The following is a 21,490-nucleotide window of genomic DNA, read 5'->3' as shown; positions in this document are numbered from 1 at the left end:
TGTGAACGCAGCGGTTACTCTGCCGCGAGCGTGGAGTGATGCACCACGGTGAAGGGCTTTCGCTCGCCGTTTTTCTTTTCGAGCGTCTCGATGCGCTTTTCCAGTTCCGTGACGGTGCGTGCCGTCTGGTCGGCGAGCTGTGTCAGCGCCTGCGGTTCCATGGCCAGCAACTCGTCGTCCTTCTTTCCGACGAAACGGCCGAAGGCCCAGCCGAGGAAGCGCGAAAGGTCGTCCATGATCAGGAAGAAGGACGGCACGACGACCAGCGAGAGAACGGTCGAGACGATGATGCCGCCGATCACCGCGATCGCCATGGGCGAGCGGAAGGCGCCGCCTTCGCCGACGCCGAGCGCAGACGGCAGCATGCCGGCGGACATGGCGATGGACGTCATGACGATCGGACGCGCGCGCTTGCGGCCCGCCTCGATCATGGCTTCCACGCGCTCCATGCCGGCATGGCGCATCTCGATGGCGAAATCGACGAGCAGGATGGCGTTCTTGGTCACGATGCCCATCAGCATGAGAATGCCGATGAGAACGGGCATGGAAAGCGCGTTCTGCGTGAGGATGAGACCGGCCGCCACGCCGCCGATGGCAAGCGGCAGCGACAGAAGGATGGTGAAGGGCTGGATCACATCCTTGAACAGCAGGATCAGCACCATCAGCACGAGCAGCAGGCCGAGCAGCATGGCGTTGCCGAAGGATTGCTGCATCTCGGCCTGGATTTCCGCGTCACCGCTTTCGGCGAACTGGACCGTCGACGGCATGTCGATGCCCGAGGCGATCTCCTTGAAACGGGCGGTTGCGGTGTCGAGCGCTACGCCCTGCTGGAGATCGGAGCCGATCGAGACGACACGATTGCGGTTGTGCCGCTTCACGGCGCTCGGGCCTTCCGAATAGTCGATATCGGCGACGCTGGAGAGCGGCACGAACTGGCCGCCCGCGGTCTGGATCTTCAGGTTGCGGATGGCGGCGAGATCGGTGCGGAACGCGCGGTCCACCTGCACGCGGATGGGGATGAGGCGGTTGTCGAGCGAGACCTTGCTGAGCTGCGAGTCGATATCGCCGATGGTCGCGACGCGCACGACCTCCGATATCTGCGCGGTGGTGATGCCGAAGCGGGCCATCTGGTCGTCGCGCGGGCGGATCTGCAGTTCCGGTCGCGGTAGCGAGCCTTCCGAGCTGACATTGGCCAGCAGCGGGTCGGCGCGCAGCTTGGCTTCCAGCACCGCGACCGTGTCGTTCAGGTCCGCCTCGTTGTTGGAGAGCAGGTTGAAGGCAAGGTCGCGCTCGCCGCGATCGTTGAGCTTGATGATGCGCACGTCGGGGATATCGCGAAGCTTGGCGAAGATCTCCTTCTCGATATCCCATTGCGGCCGCAGGCGGCCATGCGCTTCCATTTTCGGCAGGTAGGGGCCGATCACGGGAATGCCGCCGAGAACGTCGTTCACCAGCCGGTAGGCGAGGGAATGCTCCAGTCTGTCGAGGATGACGGTGACGGAGGCGCGGCGCAGTTCCAGATCGCCCTTCGGTGAGGAACCGCCCAGCACGAAGACGCTTTTCACGCCGTCGATATCCTTGACCTTGTCATAGACCTGCGTGGTCGTGCGGTCGGTATCGTCGAGCATCGCATCCGGCGGCAGTTCGACCGACAGCACGACGCGGGACGCGTCTTCCGGCGGCATGAAGCTGCCGGGCACCGTGAAGAGCAGCATGACGGAGGCGATCAGGAAGGCGAAGGCGCCGAGAAGGGTGGCGTAGCGGGCATACCATGTGCCGGTCGTCTTGCTGACGAGCCAGGTGTAGCCGCGCATGAAGCGGCCTTCCTTCTCTTCGCCATGGCCGTCGGCATCGCTGGAGCGCATCAGATAGGCCGCCATGACCGGCGTGATCAGGCGGGCCACCGCAAGCGAGAAGAACACCGCAACAGCCACGGTCAGGCCGAACTGGATGAAGTACTGGCCCGGTATGCCCGGCATGAACGACACCGGCACGAAGACCGCGATGATGGTGAAGGTGGTCGCGATCACCGCAAGGCCGATCTCGTCGGCCGCCTCGATCGCGGCGCGATAGGGCGATTTTCCCATGCGGATGTGGCGCGCGATGTTCTCGACCTCCACGATGGCATCGTCCACGAGGATCCCCGTCGCGAGCGTCAGCGCCAGGAACGACACGAGGTTCAGCGAGAAGCCCAGCATGTCCATGACGAAGAATGTCGGGATCGCCGAGAGCGGGAGCGCGACCGCGGAAATCAGCGTCGCCCGCCAGTTGCGCAGGAAGAGCAGCACGACGGCGACCGCCAGCAATGCGCCTTCGATCAGCGTGTGAAGTGCTGCCTCGTAGTTGCCGTAGGTGAAGTAGACGGCATCGTCCACCATCTCGATCGACACGTCGGGATTTTGTGTGCGCACGCTGCCCAGTGCCTTCTCGACGGAGCCGGCGACGGTCACCTCGCTTGCCCCTTTCGAGCGGAAGACGGCAAAGGTCACGACCGGATTGCCGTTGAAGCGCGAGAAGGAGCGCGGCTCCTCGTAGGTATCGGAAATCTTGCCGAGTTCGGAAAGCCGCACGAACCGGCCGTTCGGCAGCGCGATCATCGTGTTCGTCAGCTTCTCGACCGAGCGGGCGTCGCCGAGCGTGCGGATGGCCTGTTCGGCGCCGGCGATCTGGCCGCGGCCGGAGCCGGCATCGGCGTTCATGCTGCGGATCTGGCGGTTCACGTCGGCGGCGGAAATGCCGTAGGAATCGAGCTTGTCCTGGTTGAGGTCGACGCGCACCTCGCGGTCGGCGCCGCCGAAGCGGTCGATCTTGCCGATGCCCGGCTGGCCCTGAAGCGCGCGCTTGACCTTATCGTCGACGAACCATGACAGCTCTTCCAGCGTCATGTTCGGCGAGGAGACGGCGAAGGTCTGGATCGCCTGGCCCTCCACGTCGATCTTGCTGACGACCGGCTCCTCGATGGAGGCCGGCAGGTCGCTGCGGATGCGGTCGATCGCGTCCTTGACGTCCTGCAGCGCCTGGTTCGTGGGCTTTTCGATCTTGAAGAGAACGGATGTGACGGAGCTGCCGTCCGTGACGGTCGACACGATGTCGTCCACGCCTTCGATGCCGGCGACGGCGTCCTCGATTTCCTTGGTGACCTGGACCTCAAGCTCGGCCGGAGCAGCGCCGCTCTGCGTCACCGAAATGGCGATGACGGGAACGTCGATATTGGGGAAGCGCGTGATCGGCAGCGAATAGAAGGACTGGATGCCGACATAGAGCAGCAGCGCGAAAGCGAGCAGCGGCGCAATCGGGTTGCGGATGGACCAAGCTGAAAAGTTCATGTCCCCAAAGTCCTCGATAAGAGACCAGACGCTTCCGGGGAGGGGCTCCGACCCTGTTGCCCGGCTGCCGGCTCCGCTTGCGGCGGAGCCTCTTCGTCATTTCGTGGCCGAAGCCTGTTCGCCCTTGACCGGATTGATCCGGTCGCCATCGCGAACATAGGCGCCGGCCTTGGCGACGACCTCGTCGCCGGCTGCAAGCCCGCTGACGATCTCGATCCCCTGGCCGTCCTGAATGCCGGTCTCGACCGGCACCAGCCGGACGACACCGTTCTCGACCTTTCGGGCCACCGTCTTGCCGTCCGCCGTCGTGACGGCGGAGAGGGGAAGGACAATACCCTGCTTTTCCTCCACGACAATGTCGGCGCTCGCAAACATGCCGGCGCGGGCCCGCTCCGGCTTGTCGAAGCCGATATAGACGCGGCCGAGGCGGCTTTGCGGATCGAGCGTCGGTTCGACCAGGCGGATGGTGCCGGTCAGCGTCGCCGCTCCGCCCGCAAGCGAGACCTTGGCCTTGAGGCCGGGCTTGAGCTTGAGGATCGTGTCTTCCGATACGTCGGCCTTGAGTTCGATGGCGCCGTCGCGGATGACGGTGAAGAGCGGCGAGGCCGATCCGCTGGCGATGGCGCCGATCTTGGCGGTGCGCGCGGACACGACGCCGGCGACCGGCGACTTGACGGAGGTGCGGGCAAGCCTCAGGTCGATATCGTCGATCTGCGACTGCGCGACATTGATGTCGGCCTCGGCGACGGCGACAGCCTGCTCGGCGGAATTGACGCGGGCAAGTGCTGCGTCCGCTGCCGCAATCGCCTGGTCGGCACCGGCCTGCGACTGGGAGCCGGACTTCACAAGCCGCTGCGCGCGGTCGCGGGCCCGGACGGCCTCGTCCGCATTGGCCTTCGCTTCCACGAGCTGTGCCTTGATCTGTTCGAGGCCGGCGCGTGCCTTGGCAAGCGAAGCCTCGGTCTGGCTTTTCTGGAGAAGGAGCGCATCGTCGTTCAGCGTGGCGAGCGTGCCGTCCGCCGCGACGCGATCGCCGACATCGGCTTCAAGCGTGCGGATCGAGAGGCCTTCGACGAGCGGCGTCACGTAGACTTCCTCGACGGCCTGGATCGTGCCGGTGGCGATCACGCGATCGACGAGGCTGCGCTGTTCGGCAGCGGTAACGACAATGGCGGGCAGGTTCTGGACCTGCTGGGCGCCATCGACACTGCTGGTCGCCGCATCGGCGGCAAAAGCGGATGTCTGCGCGACAGCCATTACGACCGCGGCAGAAATGAAGCGCATTGTCCCGTGTCCAAAAGCCATAGGCGGAGCTATCCCAAAAGCGTGACTGCGTGTTTCGTGTACGGGCGCTTTTCTGGTTTCCGCCGAACCTGTTCCTGCCAGTGTGGAGGGCATGGATGGCGCAGCGGCCTCCCGTCCGTCTGTGCGGTCTATGTAATCGGGGCCGGCCAACCATACAAGAGGCAACGGAATGGTGCCTCATTATTCCAGGTGTTTGGCCTTTCCAAGGCAATGGGCGCGTGGCCGCCTCCTGCCGTCTGCTCAAAGATGCGCGGGGCCCTGGGGGCCCCGCACGATGTCGTCAAGCGGTGCGATTATTTCAGCGCTTCGTCCGTCACGGCATGGGTCCAGGCGCCTTCCGGCTCCTTGGAGATGACCGGGTCGGAACCGCCGCCGAGCAGCGTTGCGACGGTGCGCTTGTAGTCGGCTTCGTCGAGCGCGCCGTTGGAGCCGGCGGTCAGCTTGGCGACTTCGGTCATCATGCGCTTCTGGTGCGCTTCGGTCTGGGCACCGGTCGAGTCGTTTTCCAGCACGATGTCGGCGGCTTCGTCCGGATGCTCCTCGGCATATTTCCAGCCCTTCATGGAGGCGCGTACGAACTTGACCATCTTCTCCTTGAAAGCGGGGTCGGCGAGCTTGTCTTCCAGCACGTAAAGACCGTCTTCCAGCGTGGCGACGCCCTGGTCCTCGTACTTGAAGGTCACGAGGTCCTCGGCCTTGATGCCGGCATCCAGAACCTGGCCGTACTCGTTGTAGGTCATGGTCGAGATGCAGGCGGCCTGCTTCTGGATCAGCGGATCGACGTTGAAGCCCTGCTTCAGCACGGTCACGCCATCCGGTCCGCCTTCCGTCGGGATCTTCAGATGCGCCATCCAGGAGAGGAACGGATATTCGTTGCCGAAGAACCAGACGCCGAGCGTCTTGCCCTTGAAGTCCTCGGGCGTCTTCACGCCGGATTCCTTCAGACAGGTGAGCATCATGCCCGAGGATTTGAACGGCTGGGCGATGTTGACGAGCGCGACACCCTTTTCGCGGGTGGCGAGAGCAGACGGCATCCAGTCCACGATGACGTCGGCGCCGCCGCCGGCGATGACCTGCGCGGGAGCAATGTCGGGACCGCCCGGCTTGATGTCGACGTCGAGGCCTTCTTCCTCGTAAAAGCCCTTGTCCTTCGCAACGTAGTAGCCGGCGAACTGGGCTTGGGTAACCCATTTCAGCTGAAGCGTCACCTTGTCGGCGGCCTGCGCCTGGAACGCGGCAAGCGAGAACGCGCTTGCCAGAAGCATCGATGCAATCGTCTTTTTCATGTCAGTTCCCTCTTTCTTCTTTGTTTTACGTCTGCCCACCACGGACAGACGGATGCCAGAACGTGACGATGCGCTCGAAGAGCGCGACCGCCCCGTAGAATAGGGAGCCAGCCACCGCGGCCACCGCGATTTCGGCCCAGACCATGTCGACATTCATGCGGCCCACTTCCGTGGAGATGCGGAAACCCATGCCGACGATAGGTGTGCCGAAGAACTCTGCGACGATGGCCCCGATCAGCGCCAGCGTGGAGTTGATCTTCAGCGCATTGAAGATAAAGGGCCAGGCCGCGGGCAGGCGCAGTTTGACGAGCGTCTGGAACCAGTCGGCGGCGTAGGTCCGCATCAGGTCGCGCTCCATATGGCTGGTCGCGGCAAGGCCCGAGACCGTGTTCACCAGCATGGGGAAGAACGTCATGATGACCACGACCGCGACCTTAGACTGCCAGTCGAAGCCGAACCACATGACCATGATGGGCGCCACCCCGATGACCGGCAGGGCGGAAACGAAGTTGCCGAGCGGCAAGAGCCCCTTTTGCAGGAACGGCGAGCGGTCGATGAGGATGGCGACGAGAAAGCCGAGGCCGCAGCCCAGCGCATAGCCGACCAGCACGGATTTGAGGAAGGTCTGGCGGAAATCCGCCCACAGGGTCGGTATGGAGCTGATCAGCCGCGCCCAGATCATGCTCGGCGGCGGCAACAGCACGGAGGGCACGTTGAAGCCCCTGACGATGCCTTCCCACAGCACGAGAATGGTGACGCCGAAGATCAGCGGCACGGCGAGGCGGGCGGCCCTGTCGGCCGCCCCGGTGAGTTTGCGCCGCACCAGCCACTCGTTGAACGCCCATGCGGCGAGCCAGAAGACGATGGCGGCGATCAGGATGGAAAGGTTCATGCCCGGGCCCCCATGCGCTTGAGGACAAGGCTGTGCGCAAAGCCGACGACGATGACCAGCAGCGCCGCAACGGCCGCCGCCATGAAGAGCGCCGCCCAGATCTGCACCGTCTGGCCATAGTACGAGCCGGCGAGCAGGCGGGCGCCGAGGCCCGCGACGGCGCCGGTCGGCAGTTCGCCCACGATGGCGCCGACCAGCGAGATGGCGATCGCGACCTTCAGCGAGGTGAAGAGATAGGGCATCGAGCAGGGCCAGCGCAGCTTCCAGAAGGTCTGGGATGCCGAGGCATTGTAGGTGTGCATCAGGTCGAGCTGGATCTGTTCGGCGCTGCGCAGGCCCTTCACCATGCCGACGACGACGGGGAAGAAGGACAGGTAGGTCGAGATCAGCGCCTTCGGCATCAGCCCGGAAATCCCCACCGCGTTCAGCACGACGATGATCATCGGCGCGATGGCGAGGATGGGGATTGTTTGGCTGGCGATGACCCAGGGCATCAGCGAGCGGTCCATCGCCCGGTTGTGCACGATGGCGATGGCAAGCAGGATGCCGAGAGCGGCGCCCATGCCGAAGCCCATCAGCGTGGCGGAAAGCGTGACCCAGGCATGGTAGACGAGGCTACGCTTCGAGGTGATCGCCTTGTTGACGGTCGTGTCCCACAATTCGGCGAGGACCTGGTGGGGCGCCGGCAGCACGGGCCGCTCCTGCGCCATCGTTCTCGGCAGGAGTTCCGAGAAGCTTATGGTCGTTCCGGCGCGCGCGGCCGTATCCCGCTCGAAGGGTGCATTCAGCACCACCACGAAGACATACCAGAGCACGATGAGAAAGAGCACGACGGTGCCGATGGGCAGCAGGCGGTCCTTGAAGAAGCTGGCCCGTTCCATCGTCAGCTCCGTGCCGGGGAGGGCAGGAGCATCAGCCCCATGGCGACGATGCCGAGGCCGACGCCTGCCATCTGGGTGGTGCTCAGCCGTTCGCCGAAGAACAGGAAGGCGATGACGTTGACGAGCAGCAGCTGGGTGATGGCGGAGAGCGAGATGGCAAGACCCAGTCCGCCTTCACGCATGAGCTTCAGCATCATCAGGTTGCCGACGATATAGAGGGCCAGCGACAGCAGGAGATAGAGGATGTTCGTTGTGCCGATATAGGCGCGCGATGCGGTCGCCGCGCCGATGAAGACGGCAGTGGCGCCAAACAGCCAAAGCACGAAGGGCAGCTTCATCAGGCGTGCTCCTCATAGCTGTGGCCGGCGCGCAGGCCCTCCCGCACGCGGTGCGCGACCGCGAGGAATTCGGGTGTCTCGCGAATGTCGAGCGGGCGCTCCTTCGGCAGGGGCGACTCGATGATATCGGTGACGCGGCCGGGCCGCGGGCTCATGACGACGATCTTCGTCGAGAGATAGACGGCCTCCGGGATCGAATGCGTGACGAAGCAGATGGTCTTTTGGGTGGCGGCCCAGAGTTTCAGCAGCTGTTCGTTGAGGTGGTCGCGGACGATCTCGTCCAGCGCGCCGAAGGGCTCGTCCATCAGCAGCAGGTCTGCGTCGAAGGCGAGCGCACGGGCGATGGACGCGCGCTGCTGCATGCCGCCCGAAAGCTGCCAGGGATATTTCTTGCCGAAGCCCGCGAGGTTGACGAGGTCCAGCGTGCGCTCGATGCGGGCCTTCTGGTCCTGCCTGGAATAGCCCATGATCTCGAGCGGCAGCGCGATGTTCTTCTCGATGGTGCGCCAGGGATAGAGCGCGGCCGCCTGGAAGACATAGCCGTAGGCACGTTGCCGGCGGGCTTCCTCGGGCGTCATGCCGTTGACGGTGATCGTGCCTGACGTCGGCTTTTCGAGATCGGCGATGACGCGCAGGAACGTGGTCTTGCCGCAGCCGGAGGGACCGATGAAGGAGACGAAGTCGCCCTTCTCGACATTGAGATTGACCCCCGTCAGCGCCGTTACGGGGCCGTCGGCCGTCTGGAAGGTGAGGCCGAGATCGTTTGCGGAGACGACGGTATTCGCTGGGGCCATGCTCAACATCTTTCGGCGCCTCGCAGGGCGCGGTTTCCGGCAGACTGCATGTCCCTTTCCGGCATTGCAATCGGCATTGTCTGCGGTATCAATCTGCGCACGGAATTCTTTCTTGGGAGAGAGACATGACGCTTGAAGGGAAGGCCGCGTGCCACGTCGTGCGCCCCGGCAGCACCTACGATGGAAAGCAGGGGTTCAGCTATTTCGAGGGCATCGCTCGCGAGAGCGTCGGCGCCACCGGCATCTGCATGCATCTCCTGACGATCCCGCCGGGCGGGCGCGCGAAGGCGCATATGCACGAGAGCCACGAGACGGCGATCTACATGCTCTCCGGCGAGGCGCATACCTGGTACGGCGAGCGGCTGGAGAACCATGTCGTCGTCAGGGCAGGGGAGATGTTCTACATCCCCGCCGGCGTGCCGCATCTGCCCGCCAATCTCTCCGATCAACCGGCCTCGGCCGTCATTGCGCGGACAGATCCCCACGAGCAGGAGAGCGTGGTGCTTCTGCCGCAGTTGGACGCGTTGATCGAGGTTGGAAGTTAGAGAGAGGCTCATCATGTGTCTCCAGCAAAGAACCTCATAAGTCCACCTGTATCTATGTGTCGCCCTTCGTCCAATAAATTCCGACGCCGTTCTCGGAATGCGGCTTGGTTGCGTCGGATTTCGTCAGCTTCTTTTTTTGGATATCCGCCATCCAGGATTTCAAGCCCAGTTCTCAGGAATGCTTTGAGATATGAAATGCCACCTAATAAATGCACAATCGCTGAGCGGCTAATTTTGTATGCCACTTCTTCATACTCGTTGCGAATAACTCTTGTGTATCGAGTCGAATTAAAAGAGAAATCTCCGTCTTTATGTCTTGATAAATATAATCTGCCATGGATTAGGTGGTTTCTAGCTTCCCAAACCTCGTCCATTAAATAGCCTATTGAATTTAGATTAATTTTATCGTCCGCATCTCCACAGGTTCGAAGATTTCTATTTTCTAAATAAGCCTTAATCAAGAATTCTGTTTTTTCTTTCATGTTAACTGGGAATATTCTTGTCCCTCTTGCAAGAGGAGTCTTCAGTTTTCCGTATGTGAAAATGAATTTATCAAGTATATTTTCTAGACCAGCGCATTGCGTAGTGAAATAACCAAGTGCGGCATACATTTTCTCGTCTGTCTCAGACAGATCAAGAGCGTCTTTCGGAAATTTTATTGACACTTGGAGTGCGGGAGTAACGTCAGACATCGCATATCTCACACGCCGCTCGCCGGAATGCCGCTGCGTTCCACCTTGCGCGGCGCGGTGATCTCCTTCCAGGTCGACAGCGCCTTGTTCACGGCGGCGAAGGGTTCGCGCTTCACGAACTGGCCGTGGCCCTCGCGGGTCTTGACGGTCGATTCCTCGATGGCCACGACACCGCGCGTCAGCGTGTAGCGCGGCAGGCCGACGACCTCCTTGCCCTCGAAGACATTGTAATCGATGGAGGACTGCTGGCTCTTCGCCGAAATCGTCTTCGACCGCTTCGGATCCCACACCACGATATCGGCATCCGCGCCCACAAGGATCGCGCCCTTGCGCGGATAGACGTTGAGGATTTTGGCGATGTTGGTAGAGGTGACGGCGACGAATTCGTTCATCGTCAGGCGGCCGGTGTTGACGCCATAGGTCCAGAGCATCGGCATGCGGTCCTCAAGACCGCCGGTGCCGTTCGGGATCTTGCGGAAATCGCCCACCCCGGTGCGCTTCTGGTCGGTGGTAAAGGCGCAATGATCGGTCGCCACCACCTGCAGCGAGCCCGCCGCAAGACCGGCCCACAGCGAATCCTGGTGCTGCTTGTTGCGGAAGGGCGGGCTCATGACGCGGCGCGCCGAGTGATCCCAGTCCTTGTTGAAATATTCGCTCTCGTCGAGCGTCAGGTGCTGGATCAGCGGCTCGCCATAGACGCGCATGCCGTTCTGCCGGGCGCGGCGGATGGCCTCGTGCGCCTGTTCGCAGGAGGTGTGCACGACATAGAGCGGCGCGCCCGCCATATCGGCGATGATGATGGCGCGGTTCGTCGCCTCGCCTTCGACGGACGGCGGGCGCGAATAGGCGTGGCCTTCCGGCCCGTTGTTGCCCTCGTCCATCAGCTTTGCCTGCATGGCGGCGACCACATCGCCGTTTTCCGCATGCACGAGCGGCAACGCGCCGAGTGCTGCGCAGCGCTGGAACGACGCGAACATCTCGTCGTCGTTCACCATCAGCGCGCCCTTGTAGGCCATGAAATGCTTGAAGGTGTTGATGCCCTTGTCCTCGACGATCGTCTTCATCTCGTCGAAGACCTGCTCGCCCCACCAGGTCACGGACATGTGGAAGGAATAGTCGCAATTGGCGCGCGTCGACTTGTTGTCCCAGCGCTTCAGCGCATCGAGCAGCGACTGGCCGGGGTCGGGCAGGCAGAAATCCACCACCATGGTCGTGCCGCCGGCGAGGCCCGCGCGGGTGCCGCTTTCGAAATCGTCGGCCGAATAGGTGCCCATGAAGGGCATTTCGAGATGCACATGCGGATCGATACCACCAGGCATGACATAACAGCCCGCCGCATCCAGCACCGCGTCGCCGGAGAGGTTCGGCCCGATCTCGACGATCTGCCCGCCCTCGATCTTGACGTCCGCCTTGTAAGTGAGGTCGGCGGTGACAACGGTTCCGCCCTTGATGACTGTGCTCATGTTGGTTCGTTCCCTGTCTTTAACTTTTGCCGGCGCCTGGAGCGGAAGACCGCCCGGCGTGCCGGGCGGGAAAGATCACTCCGCAATCCCCGCCGTCTCGATCACAGCATGCAGCAACACGTCCGCACCGGCCGCGGCCCATTCCTTGGAAATCTCCTCCGCCTCGTTGTGCGAGAGGCCGCCGACGCAGGGGCACATGATCATGGTGGCGGGGGCGACCTTGGCGGCCCAGCAGGCGTCGTGGCCCGCGCCGGAGATAATGTTCATGTGGCTGTAGCCGAGGTCTTCGGCGGCCTTGCGGACACTGGCGACCAATGTCGGATCGAAGGTGACGGGATCGAAATGGCCGACGGCCTCGACGGAACAGCCCACGCCAAGCGCGTCGCAAATCTTAGGTGCTTCCGCCTCGATGCGGGCGCGCATGCCGTCGAGTTTCGCCTGGTCGGGCGAGCGGATATCGACGGTGAAGACCACCTTGCCGGGCAGCACGTTGCGCGAGTTCGGCGAGAAAAACACCTGGCCGACGCCACCGACGGCGCCTGGCTGGTTCTCCATGGCGACGGTCTGCACCATTTCGAGGATGCGCGCCATCGCAAGCCCGGCATTGACGCGCAGGTTCATCGGCGTCGAGCCGGTATGCGCCTCGCGGCCCGTCAGCGTGAACTCCAGCCACCAGAGGCCCTGACAGTGGGTGACGACGCCGATCTGCTTGTCTTCGGCCTCGAGGATCGGGCCCTGCTCGATGTGATACTCGAAATAGGCGTGCATCTTGCGCGCGCCGACCTCTTCATCGCCGACCCAGCCGATGCGCTTCAGCTCTTCACCGAACGTCTTTCCCTCGGGATCCTTGCGGGCATAGGCGTAATCCTGGGTGTGAATTCCCGCGAAGACGCCGGAGGCGAGCATGGCCGGCGCGAAACGGGCGCCTTCCTCGTTCGTCCAGTTCGTGACGACGATCGGATGCTTCGTTCTGATGCCGAGATCGTTCAGCGAGCGGACGACCTCCAGCCCGGCCAGCACGCCGAGCACGCCATCGTATTTGCCGCCGGTCGGCTGCGTATCGAGATGCGAGCCGACATAGACGGGCAAGGCATCCGGGTCGGTGCCGGCGCGCGTCATGAACATGTTGCCCATGGTGTCGACGCCCATCGAAAGGCCCGCGTCGTCGCACCAGGTCTGGAAGAGGCGCCGGCCTTCGGCGTCCGCGTCGGTCAGTGTCTGGCGATTGTTGCCGCCGGCAATGCCGGGGCCGATCTTCGCCATGTCCATGAGGGAATCCCACAGGCGGTCCGCGTTGACACGCATGTTCTCGCCGGGTGCGGCCATGTCTTATGCTCCCACGTCTTCGGGCTTTGAAAGCCTCAATTTTGTTCCCACCGGCGGTAGCGCTCTTGTTTGTTTTGCGCCTACCGTTCAGATTCGTCGTCTTTACTTGACAACGCCCTGATAATTTGACCGGTTGGTAAACATTACAGCTTCCGGGGCGGCACTCAAGCCGAAAAACCAAAAACCTTGAAGCTTCGCCCCAGAAAATGGCGGCGCTTAAACTGGTGAATTTTGCGGCACTTTTCCAGCAGGAGCAGGCCGGAGGGGCACGATGGCATTACCGAGGGCGGCAAGGACACAACGGCGCACGCGCATCCAGGAGGCCAAGGAGGAGCAGATCCTCGAAGCCGCTCTGGAGGTCTTTTCATTGCACGGTTTTCGCGGGGCGACGGTGGACCAGATCGCCGACGTGGCCGGCATGTCGAAGCCCAACCTGCTCTATTATTTCCGCACCAAGGAGGCGATGCACCGCGCGCTCATCACCCGCGTGCTCGACACGTGGCTCGATCCGCTGCGCGAGTTCGACGCCGGTGGAAATCCCGTCTCGGAAATCCGCTCCTATATCCGTCGCAAACTGGAAATGGCGCGTGACTTTCCGCGCGAAAGCCGGCTCTTCGCCAACGAAATCCTCCAGGGCGCGCCGAACATCGAGGACGAGCTGAAGGGACCGCTGAAAGCGCTGGTGGACGAGAAGGCAGAGGTCATCCGCGCCTGGGCCAAGGCCGGCAAGATCGCCAAATGCGACCCGTACCACCTGATCTTCTCGATCTGGTCGACCACGCAGCACTATGCGGACTTTGACGTGCAGGTGCGCGCCGTGCTCGGCCAGGACCAGTCCGGCGACGGGCGGTTCGAGGATGCGGCCCGCTTCCTCGAACAACTCTTCCTCACCGGTCTCCACATCAACGAGCAGCCGAGCTAGGCTTGCTGCGCGCCGGCTCCGCCTTCGGCTGGCCGAAGAGGCTTGCACCGATCCGATCGCGCTCGCGCCACAGTGCGGGCAGGGCAAGCAGGCCGATGCAGACGACGGCAATCGTCGTCTTGGTGAGCTGGGACAGCTCCGGGGTGCGCCCGTCGGCGTAATAGACGGCATAGACGATGGCCACGTGCCAGACATAGACCTGCAAGGAATGCCGACCGAGAAGGCGCAGGAAGCGGAAGGTGAAGACGGCCGTGACGATGCCGGCGAGCTTCCGGATCCACAGATTATGGTGTTTCGGCCCGGCGATCAGCAGCCAGGCGAGACCGGTGGCGACGGCGGCGAAGTTCAGGAGGTAGACCGGGCCGAAGTCGGCGCGGATCTCCATCGTCGCGAACTTGTCCAGCACGGCCTGCGGCAGCAGATCCCAAGCTGTCACGATGCGCAGCGGCAGGAAGAACAGGCACACGGCCAGGGCGACCTTGGGCAACATCGTCTTCTCGGGCGAGAAGATCCGCGTCCACGCGATCTTGTTCTGCGCCGTCAGCACGCCGATGACCATGGCGGAGAAGAACACGATCTGCCAGCCGAGCATGTTGAAGCTCGCGCGGATGCCCTGCTCGTCCGGGCCCATGACGAGCGCGTTCAGCGGTTCGGTGAGGAAACGCTGCAGTCCTAGCTGCGCGGCCATCCAGACGATCAGCGAGCCCGCAAGCACATGGGGCCACTTTCCGCGAAGGCAGAGCCAGACGAGCGGCGGGGCAAACAGCATGTAGACGATGTATTGCGGCAGGATATCCATGAAGGTCGGCTGGAACAGGAAGGTGGCGATCGCCGCCAGCCGGAGCGGCTCATCGAAATTCGTGGTGCCGAGCCAGTTGTACCAGAGCCTTTGGGCATCCGGCAGGATCAGCTGCACCACGAGCACCGCCATCACCGTGCCCATGGCGTAGCGGTAGAGTTCGAAGGCGCGGTCGAACAGAAGCTGCCGGCCCTTCTCGTAGCCGTTCTTGATCATCTTGCGGGCATAGACCATGCCAATGAGCAGGCCGGACAGGAAAACGAAGCCCTGTGCGTCCTCGACAAAGGCGAACTGGCGATGGTTGACCTCCATCATCCAGTAGCCGCCGACGAAGACCAGGTGATTGATGAGCATGAAGACGAGGAAATAGCCTCGCATGCCGTCGATGATCTCAAATCGCTTCAAAATACGCGCTCCGCTGAAAACATGGTGCGCCCCAACGGGAGCCTAAACGCATGGAGCGGATGATGGTTCCCGATAAATTTACCGGCGACGGCGCTTTCGGGCGGTTTTTGTGATCATGAACGACCGTGAGGGGCATGTTTCGTCAAGGAAATCGCCCTATCGTTCACCCTTCGTCGATATGGCCGATGGCGAAAATGCGCCGTCATGCCGGTCGCGGCGGCACAGGAAAGCCGCAATAACCGCCTAGGCAGCGGCATCGCAAAAGGAGAAGCAATGACGACAGGAATCGGTTTCAGGGACACGGACCGCAAGACGAGCGAACTGCTTGAGGACATCCTGCATTCCATCAAGGGCGACCACATCACGCTGCGCGATCTTCTGGCGATGATGGGCGAAAGCGGGCTGCTTCTGCTTTGTGCCTTCCTGTCACTGCCCTTTCTGTTTCCCGTCTCCATTCCGGGCGTTTCCACCGTCTTCGGTGCCGGGATCGTGCTGATCAGCGCTGCGATCACGCTCAATCGCCTGCCCTGGTTGCCGCGGAAAGTCGCCGACCGGCGGCTAGAAAGCGGCAAGCTGCGCCCGGTGCTCGAGCGTGGCGTGACGTTCCTGCGGCGGATCGACCGGTTCTTCAAGCCGCGGTTCTCGGGCCTGACGAACGGTGCGGCCATGAACCGGCTCAACGGTCTCGTGCTGATGGGCGCGGGCCTGCTGTTGATGGCGCCGCTCGGCCTCATTCCCTTCTCCAACACGCTTCCGGGTGTCGCGATCCTGCTGATGGCGGCAGGCATTTCGCAGCGTGACGGGCTGGTGGTGCTGGGCGGTTATGTGATGGTCGTGCTGACCATCGTCTACTTCTGCGCCATTGCGCTCCTGGCCTACAGCGCGGGCCGCAGCTTCAATCTTTTCGGCTGAGGGGCCAGCCGGGGCCTGTGGCGGCCCCGGCTCGCGCCTTTACTCGGCGGCCTGACGGGCCATCGGGTTGTTCGGGTGTGTCGTCCAGTTGGCGTAGTTCGGATCGACGATCTTGCCGGTGCGCTGGTCCAGCGTGCCGGGCTCAAGGCCGACCATGGTGATGCAGTTCTCGACCGGGCAGACGTTGACGCAGAGATTGCAGCCGACGCACTCGTCCTCCATGACCTCGAAATGTCTTACGCCATCGACGAACTGCGTGATCGCCTGATGCGAGGTGTCCTCGCAGGCAATGTGGCAGCGGCCACACTTGATGCAGGCATCCTGGTCGATATGGGCCTTGGCGATGTAGTTGAGGTTGAGATACTGCCAGTCCGTAACATTCGGAACGGCGCGGCCGCAGATGTCGTCGAGCGAGCGGTGGCCCTTGGCGTCCATCCAGTCGGACAGGCCCGATATCATCTCCTGCACGATCTTGAAGCCGTAGGTCATGGCCGCGGTGCAGACCTGCACGTTGCCGGCCCCCAGCACCAGGAATTCCGCGGCGTCACGCCACGTTGTCACGCCGCCGATGCCTGAAATCGGCAGGCCATAGGTTTCCGGATCGCGCGCGATTTCCGCCACCATGTTGAGCGCGATGGGCTTGACCGCCGGGCCGCAATAGCCGCCATGCGTGCCCTTGCCGCCGACGGTGGGGTTCGGGGCGAAGCTGTCGAGATCGACCGACACGATGGAGTTGATCGTGTTGATCAGCGACACGGCGTCGGTGCCGCCGGCCTTCGCCGCGCGGGCGGGCTTGCGGATGTCGGTGATGTTCGGCGTCAGCTTGGTGATGACGGGCATGCGTGTGTACTGCTTGCACCAGCGCACGACCATTTCGATATATTCCGGCACCTGTCCGACGGCCGCACCCATGCCGCGCTCGGACATGCCGTGCGGACAGCCGAAGTTCAGCTCGATGCCGTCGGCGCCGGTCTCTTCCACCAGCGGCAGGATCGCCTTCCAACTCTCCTCCTCGCAGGGCACCATGATCGAGGCGATCAGCGCCCGGTCCGGCCAGTTCATCTTGACCTGCTTCATCTCGCGCAGGTTGGTGTAGAGGTCGCGGTCGGTGATGAGTTCGATATTGTTGAGGCCGAGGAGGCGGCGGTCGGCGCCCCAGATCGCGCCGTAGCGCGGGCCGTTGACGTTGACCACAGGCGGGCCTTCCTCGCCCAGCGTCTTCCAGACCACGCCGCCCCAGCCCGCCTTGAAGGCGCGCTCGACATTGTAGGCCTTGTCGGTCGGTGGCGCGGAGGCGAGCCAGAACGGGTTTGGCGACTTGATGCCGACGAAATTGTTGCGAAGATCAGCCATGTCTCATCTCCCTCAAGCGACGGCAACGGCGGGCTGCGCACCGGCAGCCAGCATGCGGTTGATCGAATCGGCGGCATCGCGGCCCTGCGCGACGGAGGTGACGGTCAGGTCTTCGCCGGCCTTCACGCAGTCCCCGCCCGCCCAGACATTGGCGATGGAGGTGCGGCCTTCCGCATCAATGGCGATGCGCCCGCCCGCCATGGCGAGCGAGCCGAGGCCGGCCGGCTCGAAGGTCTGGCCGATGGCCTTGAAGATCTGGTCGGCGGCGAGCACGCCGGTTTCGCCGGTGCCCGTCAGCTTTCCGTCGCGTATCTCGGTATATTCGACCTCGATGCCGGCGACGTGGCCGTCACGCGCGATGACGCGCCTGGGCTGGAGCCAGTGGCGGATCATCACGCCTTTGGACGCCGCGAGATCCTGTTCGAATTCCGAGGCGTTCATGTGCTCCTTGCCGCGGCGATAGCAGATCGTCACCTCTTCGGCGCCGAGCAGCTTGGCCTGGACGGCGGCGTCGATGGCGGTCATGCCGCCGCCGATCACCACGACACGCCGACCGACCGGGACGGTCGCCTTGTCGGCGGCCTGGCGCAGTTCGGCGATGAAATCGACGGCGTCGACGACACCGGGCAGGTTCTCGCCTTCCGCCCCGAGCGCGTTGACACCGGACAATCCCATGCCAAGGAAGACGGCGTCGAAATTGGCGGTGAGGTCGGAGAGCGTGAAGTCCCGGCCGAGCTTCAGGCCGTTTTTCACCTCGATGCCGCCGATGGCCAGCACGTAATCGACTTCGGCCTGCGCGAAATCATCGACCGCCTTGTAGGTGGCGATGCCGTATTCGTTGAGGCCGCCAGCCTTCTCGCGCGCTTCGAAGATCACCACGTCGTGGCCCGCCATGGCAAGGCGATGGGCGCAGGCGAGGCCGGCGGGGCCGGCGCCGACGACGGCGATGGCCTTTCCGGTGCGCGCGGCGCGCTCATAGAATTGCGTGTTGCTGGCGATTGCAACGTCGGTGGCGTAGCGCTGCAGGCGGCCGATCTCCACGGGACGATGCTCGGCGGTGTTGCGCACGCAAACCTGTTCGCAGAGCGTTTCGGTGGGACAGACGCGGGCGCACATGCCGCCTAGAATGTTCTGGTCGAAGATCGTCTTGGCCGAACCGATCGGATTGCCGGTCGAGATCTGGCGGATGAACAGCGGAATGTCGATGGAGGTCGGACAGGCCGTCATGCACGGCGCGTCGTAACAGAAGTAGCAGCGGTCGGCTGCGACCAGCGCCTCGTGATCGTCAAGGCGCGGGTGAAGGTCGGAAAAGTTCGTTTCGTATTCGGCAGGCGCAAGACGCCCCCGATGTATCCCAGACTGCGTCGTTCCCATTGTTATCTCCCATTCGCGTGGGCTTTTTGAATAGGAGAACGGTAACTCAGCTTTATTTTTTTATCAAACGGTAAAATTTCAAAAGAAATGCTGGTTTTTCAAGGATTGCCGCAAAAATAAACATGAGTTTTCCGGTATTCTTTAGGCGTCTCCAGTAATGATGGCCGCGCTTGCCGGCCGCGCCTGTGCCAGTACATGAGATTTGACAGAATGGCCGAAAAGATGCAGCAAATCGCGTGAAACGATCGGGGTGAGCGATGGCAAAGCGGACGGAAACAGCCGGACGGCTGGACGATGCGGCGAGAGCCGGATGGCTCTACTACGTCGCCGGCCGCACGCAGGATGAAATCGCCTCCGCCATGGGCATTTCCCGCCAGTCGGCGCAGCGCCTCGTGTCGCTGGCCGTCGCCGAACGCCTGATCAAGGTGCGCCTCGACCATCCCATCGCCGAATGCCTGGAACTGGGCGAGGCGATGCGCGGCAAGTTCGGCCTGACGCATGTCGATATCGTGCCGAGCGATCCGGGCTCGTCCTCCACCACGATCGGCATCGCCGAGGCCGGGGCCGCGGAAATCGAGCGCTGGCTGAAGAAACCCGATCCGATCGTGCTTGCGGTCGGGACCGGTCGTACGCTCAAGGCTGCGATCGACCAGCTCCCGGCCATGGAGTGCCCGCAGCACCGTATCATGTCGCTGACCGGCAATATCGGGCCGGACGGCTCGGCCGCCTATTACAACGTCATCTTCTCGATGGCCGATGCGGTGAAGGCGCGGCATTATCCCATGCCGTTGCCGGTGCTTGTCTCCTCCAGCGAGGAGCGCGACCTCCTGCACCGGCAAAGCCTTGTCCAGTCAACGCTCAAGCTTGGCCGTGAGGCGGATGTCGCCTTCGTCGGCATCGGTGAACTCGGCGTGGATGCCCCCCTCTGCCTCGACGGCTTTCTCGATCCGGACGAGATGATGCGGCTGATGGAGGAGGGAGCAACCGGCGAGATTTGCGGCTGGATGTACGACGGCGACGGCCGGCTCCTGGAAGGCAGCATCAACGAGCGCGTCGCGTCCGTTCCGCTGCCGTCGCGCGAAACCACCACTGTCATTGGCCTCGCCAAGGGCAAGCGCAAATATGCCGCCCTGCTTGCGGCGCTTCGCGGCCATATGATCAACGGTGTCATCACGGACGAAGCGACGGCCCGCTATCTGCTTGCGGCCTGACCGGGCTTTTCCGGGCCTCGCGCTTCATAGCTCTCCCAGAAAAATTCCATGAAATTCAACGGGTGTCTGCCTGCATTGTGCGGCGCAGCAACGAATGCCCGTTGACTTTTTGCGCCAGTTTGTGAGTAATTGCCCATGAGCGAAGCAAATGCTCATAAGCTTTCTGGGAGGAAGATGATGAATTTGAGAACCCTTCTGCTGGGCGTCAGCTCGGCTGCTCTCCTGTGCGGTTTTGCCAATGCCGAAACCCTGACCATTGCCACCGTCAACAACGGCGACATGATCCGCATGCAGGGCCTGACGGACGATTTTGCCGCGAAGAACCCGGACATCCAGCTCGAGTGGGTCACGCTCGAGGAAAACGTGCTGCGTGAGCGCGTGACGACCGATATCGCGACGAAGGGCGGCCAGTACGATATCGTCACGATCGGCAACTACGAAGTGCCGATCTGGGCCAAGCAGGGCTGGCTCGTCGCGCTGGACGACCTCGGCGCCGACTATGACATCGACGACCTGCTGCCGGCCATCCGCGGCGGCCTTTCGGTCGACGGCAAGCTCTATGCCGCGCCGTTCTACGGCGAATCCGCCATGATCATGTACCGCAAGGACCTGTTCGAGAAGGCGGGCCTCACCATGCCCGATTCCCCGACCTGGGAATTCATCGGTGAAGCCGCCCGCAAGATTACGGACCGCAGCGCCGACATCAGCGGCATGTGCCTTCGCGGCAAGGCCGGCTGGGGCGAGAACATGGCGTTCCTGACCGCGCTCAACAACTCGTTCGGCGGTCGTTGGTTCGACGAGAACTGGCAGCCGCAGTTCGACCAGCCGGAGTGGAAGACGTCCCTCCAGTTCTACGTCGACCTGATGAAGGATGCGGGCCCGCAGGGTGCCTCTTCCAACGGCTTCAACGAAAATCTGACGCTCTTCCAGCAGGGCAAGTGCGGCATGTGGATCGACGCGACCGTGGCTGCGTCCTTCGTGTCCAACCCGAAGGACTCGACGGTTGCCGACAAGGTCGGCTACGCGATCTTCCCGGACACGGGCAATGGCAACCATGGTCACTGGCTGTGGTCCTGGAACCTTGCCGTTCCGGCAAGTTCGACGAAGGCGGAAGCCGCGCAGAAGTTCATCGCCTGGGCAACCAGCAAGGGCTATACCGAGCTCGTCGCCAGCAAGGAAGGCTGGGCAAACGTTCCTCCGGGCACGCGCACCTCGCTCTACAAGAACGCCGACTACGAGAAGGCAGCACCGTTCGCAGCGCCGACGCTTGCCGCCATGGACGCGGCCGACATCACCAAGCCGTCGGTCAAGCCGGTGCCCTATACGGGTGGCCAGTTCGTCGCCATTCCTGAATTCCAGGGTCTCGGCACGACGGTCGGCCAGCTCTTCTCGGCGGTGCTTGCCGGCCAGTCGTCCGTGGACGACGCGCTTGCACAGGCCCAGACGGCGGCCGTGCGTGAAATGACCCGCGCCGGCTACATCAAGTAAGTACGCCTCCTCCCCAAGGACAGGCTGCCCGGAATGCGTTCCGGGCAGCCGCTGGAAGGCAGTCTCTTCCAGCGCGGGCTGCTTGCAGCCGTCCGCGCCGGCTCAACAAAAACAAGTGACAAGAACATTTGGGTTCCACCCAATGCGGGGAAGCGAAACCTGTCCGGCGTTTTGGCGC

The 21,490-nt window shown here is 63.0% G+C and carries 18 protein-coding genes; 5 read left to right on the top strand and 13 right to left on the bottom strand.

The features are described 5' to 3' along the window. Positions 1–14: 14 nt before the first annotated feature. The 7 genes from K6301_RS11115 to K6301_RS11085 all read right to left on the bottom strand — a co-directional run bounded on the left by K6301_RS11115 (position 15) and on the right by K6301_RS11085 (position 8,822). The gene (locus K6301_RS11115) at positions 15–3,326 is read right to left on the bottom strand and encodes an efflux RND transporter permease subunit (RefSeq protein ID WP_247216911.1); all 3,312 of its coding nucleotides are present in this window, start codon (positions 3,324–3,326) and stop codon (positions 15–17) included. A gap of 96 nt (positions 3,327–3,422) precedes the next feature. Further along, a complete protein-coding gene (locus K6301_RS11110) occupies positions 3,423–4,610 on the bottom strand; it encodes an efflux RND transporter periplasmic adaptor subunit (protein WP_247216909.1) in 1,188 nt (395 codons plus the stop codon). Between the two features lie 314 nt (positions 4,611–4,924). Then, a complete protein-coding gene (locus K6301_RS11105; protein ID WP_247216907.1) occupies positions 4,925–5,917 on the bottom strand; it encodes an ABC transporter substrate-binding protein in 993 nt (330 codons plus the stop codon). A 25-nt stretch (positions 5,918–5,942) separates the two neighbouring features. Next, positions 5,943–6,809, bottom strand: a complete 867-nt coding sequence (locus tag K6301_RS11100; protein WP_247216905.1) for an ABC transporter permease — start codon at positions 6,807–6,809, stop codon at positions 5,943–5,945. Further along, complete coding sequence (locus K6301_RS11095; RefSeq protein ID WP_247216903.1) at positions 6,806–7,690, bottom strand: ABC transporter permease; 885 nt, start codon at positions 7,688–7,690, stop codon at positions 6,806–6,808. Before K6301_RS11095 ends, K6301_RS11100 begins: the two co-directional genes overlap by 4 nt. A 2-nt stretch (positions 7,691–7,692) precedes the next feature. Further along, positions 7,693–8,028 carry a hypothetical protein gene (locus tag K6301_RS11090; RefSeq protein WP_247216901.1) on the bottom strand — a complete coding sequence of 112 codons (336 nt, stop codon included), beginning with the start codon at positions 8,026–8,028 and terminating at the stop codon, positions 7,693–7,695. Next, the gene (locus K6301_RS11085) at positions 8,028–8,822 is read right to left on the bottom strand and encodes an ABC transporter ATP-binding protein (protein WP_247216900.1); all 795 of its coding nucleotides are present in this window, start codon (positions 8,820–8,822) and stop codon (positions 8,028–8,030) included. The genes K6301_RS11090 and K6301_RS11085 overlap by 1 nt, the downstream gene beginning before the upstream one ends. 125 nt (positions 8,823–8,947) lie before the next feature. Between K6301_RS11085 and K6301_RS11080 the strand changes: the two genes are divergently transcribed. Further along, positions 8,948–9,367 (top strand): cupin domain-containing protein, encoded by a 420-nt coding sequence (locus tag K6301_RS11080; protein ID WP_247216899.1) that lies wholly within the window; start codon positions 8,948–8,950, stop codon positions 9,365–9,367. An 11-nt stretch (positions 9,368–9,378) separates the two neighbouring features. On the opposite strand, the gene K6301_RS11075 is transcribed toward K6301_RS11080, so the two are convergent. The 3 genes from K6301_RS11075 to K6301_RS11065 all read right to left on the bottom strand — a co-directional run bounded on the left by K6301_RS11075 (position 9,379) and on the right by K6301_RS11065 (position 12,848). Next, on the bottom strand, positions 9,379–10,059 hold the full coding sequence (locus K6301_RS11075) for a hypothetical protein (protein WP_247216898.1): 681 nt from the start codon (positions 10,057–10,059) through the stop codon (positions 9,379–9,381). 8 nt (positions 10,060–10,067) lie between these two features. Further along, complete coding sequence (gene hydA, locus K6301_RS11070; protein WP_247216897.1) at positions 10,068–11,522, bottom strand: dihydropyrimidinase; 1,455 nt, start codon at positions 11,520–11,522, stop codon at positions 10,068–10,070. A 75-nt stretch (positions 11,523–11,597) separates the two neighbouring features. Next, positions 11,598–12,848, bottom strand: a complete 1,251-nt coding sequence (locus tag K6301_RS11065) for a Zn-dependent hydrolase (protein WP_247216896.1) — start codon at positions 12,846–12,848, stop codon at positions 11,598–11,600. Positions 12,849–13,119: 271 nt separating this feature from the next. Here K6301_RS11065 and K6301_RS11060 point away from each other — a divergent pair, with 271 nt between their 5' ends. Then, positions 13,120–13,770, top strand: coding sequence for a TetR family transcriptional regulator C-terminal domain-containing protein (locus tag K6301_RS11060; RefSeq protein ID WP_247216895.1), 651 nt, complete (start codon positions 13,120–13,122; stop codon positions 13,768–13,770). Here K6301_RS11060 and K6301_RS11055 read toward each other — a convergent pair. Further along, positions 13,751–14,974 carry an OpgC family protein gene (locus tag K6301_RS11055; RefSeq protein ID WP_247216894.1) on the bottom strand — a complete coding sequence of 408 codons (1,224 nt, stop codon included), beginning with the start codon at positions 14,972–14,974 and terminating at the stop codon, positions 13,751–13,753. The two genes, K6301_RS11060 and K6301_RS11055, sit on opposite strands and share 20 nt — an antisense overlap. A gap of 273 nt (positions 14,975–15,247) precedes the next feature. Between K6301_RS11055 and K6301_RS11050 the strand changes: the two genes are divergently transcribed. After that, on the top strand, positions 15,248–15,886 hold the full coding sequence (locus tag K6301_RS11050) for an exopolysaccharide biosynthesis protein (protein ID WP_247216891.1): 639 nt from the start codon (positions 15,248–15,250) through the stop codon (positions 15,884–15,886). A 39-nt stretch (positions 15,887–15,925) separates the two neighbouring features. Here K6301_RS11050 and preA read toward each other — a convergent pair whose 3' ends face one another. After that, entirely contained in the window at positions 15,926–17,239 is a 1,314-nt protein-coding gene (gene preA / locus K6301_RS11045; protein ID WP_247216890.1) for an NAD-dependent dihydropyrimidine dehydrogenase subunit PreA, read from the bottom strand. 12 nt (positions 17,240–17,251) lie between these two features. Then, positions 17,252–18,613, bottom strand: coding sequence for an NAD(P)-dependent oxidoreductase (locus K6301_RS11040; RefSeq protein WP_247216888.1), 1,362 nt, complete (start codon positions 18,611–18,613; stop codon positions 17,252–17,254). Between the two features lie 257 nt (positions 18,614–18,870). Between K6301_RS11040 and K6301_RS11035 the strand changes: the two genes are divergently transcribed. Both K6301_RS11035 and K6301_RS11030 read left to right on the top strand, forming a co-directional pair. Further along, a complete protein-coding gene (locus K6301_RS11035; protein WP_247216886.1) occupies positions 18,871–19,824 on the top strand; it encodes a sugar-binding transcriptional regulator in 954 nt (317 codons plus the stop codon). A 177-nt stretch (positions 19,825–20,001) separates the two neighbouring features. Further along, positions 20,002–21,312 carry an ABC transporter substrate-binding protein gene (locus K6301_RS11030; protein WP_247216885.1) on the top strand — a complete coding sequence of 437 codons (1,311 nt, stop codon included), beginning with the start codon at positions 20,002–20,004 and terminating at the stop codon, positions 21,310–21,312. Positions 21,313–21,490: the final 178 nt, after the last annotated feature.

The sequence above is a fragment of the Shinella oryzae genome (assembly GCF_023038235.1).
GTDB lineage: Bacteria > Pseudomonadota > Alphaproteobacteria > Rhizobiales > Rhizobiaceae > Shinella > Shinella sumterensis.
The sequence above is the reverse complement of the archived record's forward strand: the minus strand, read 5'-3'. Positions and strand labels throughout refer to the sequence as shown.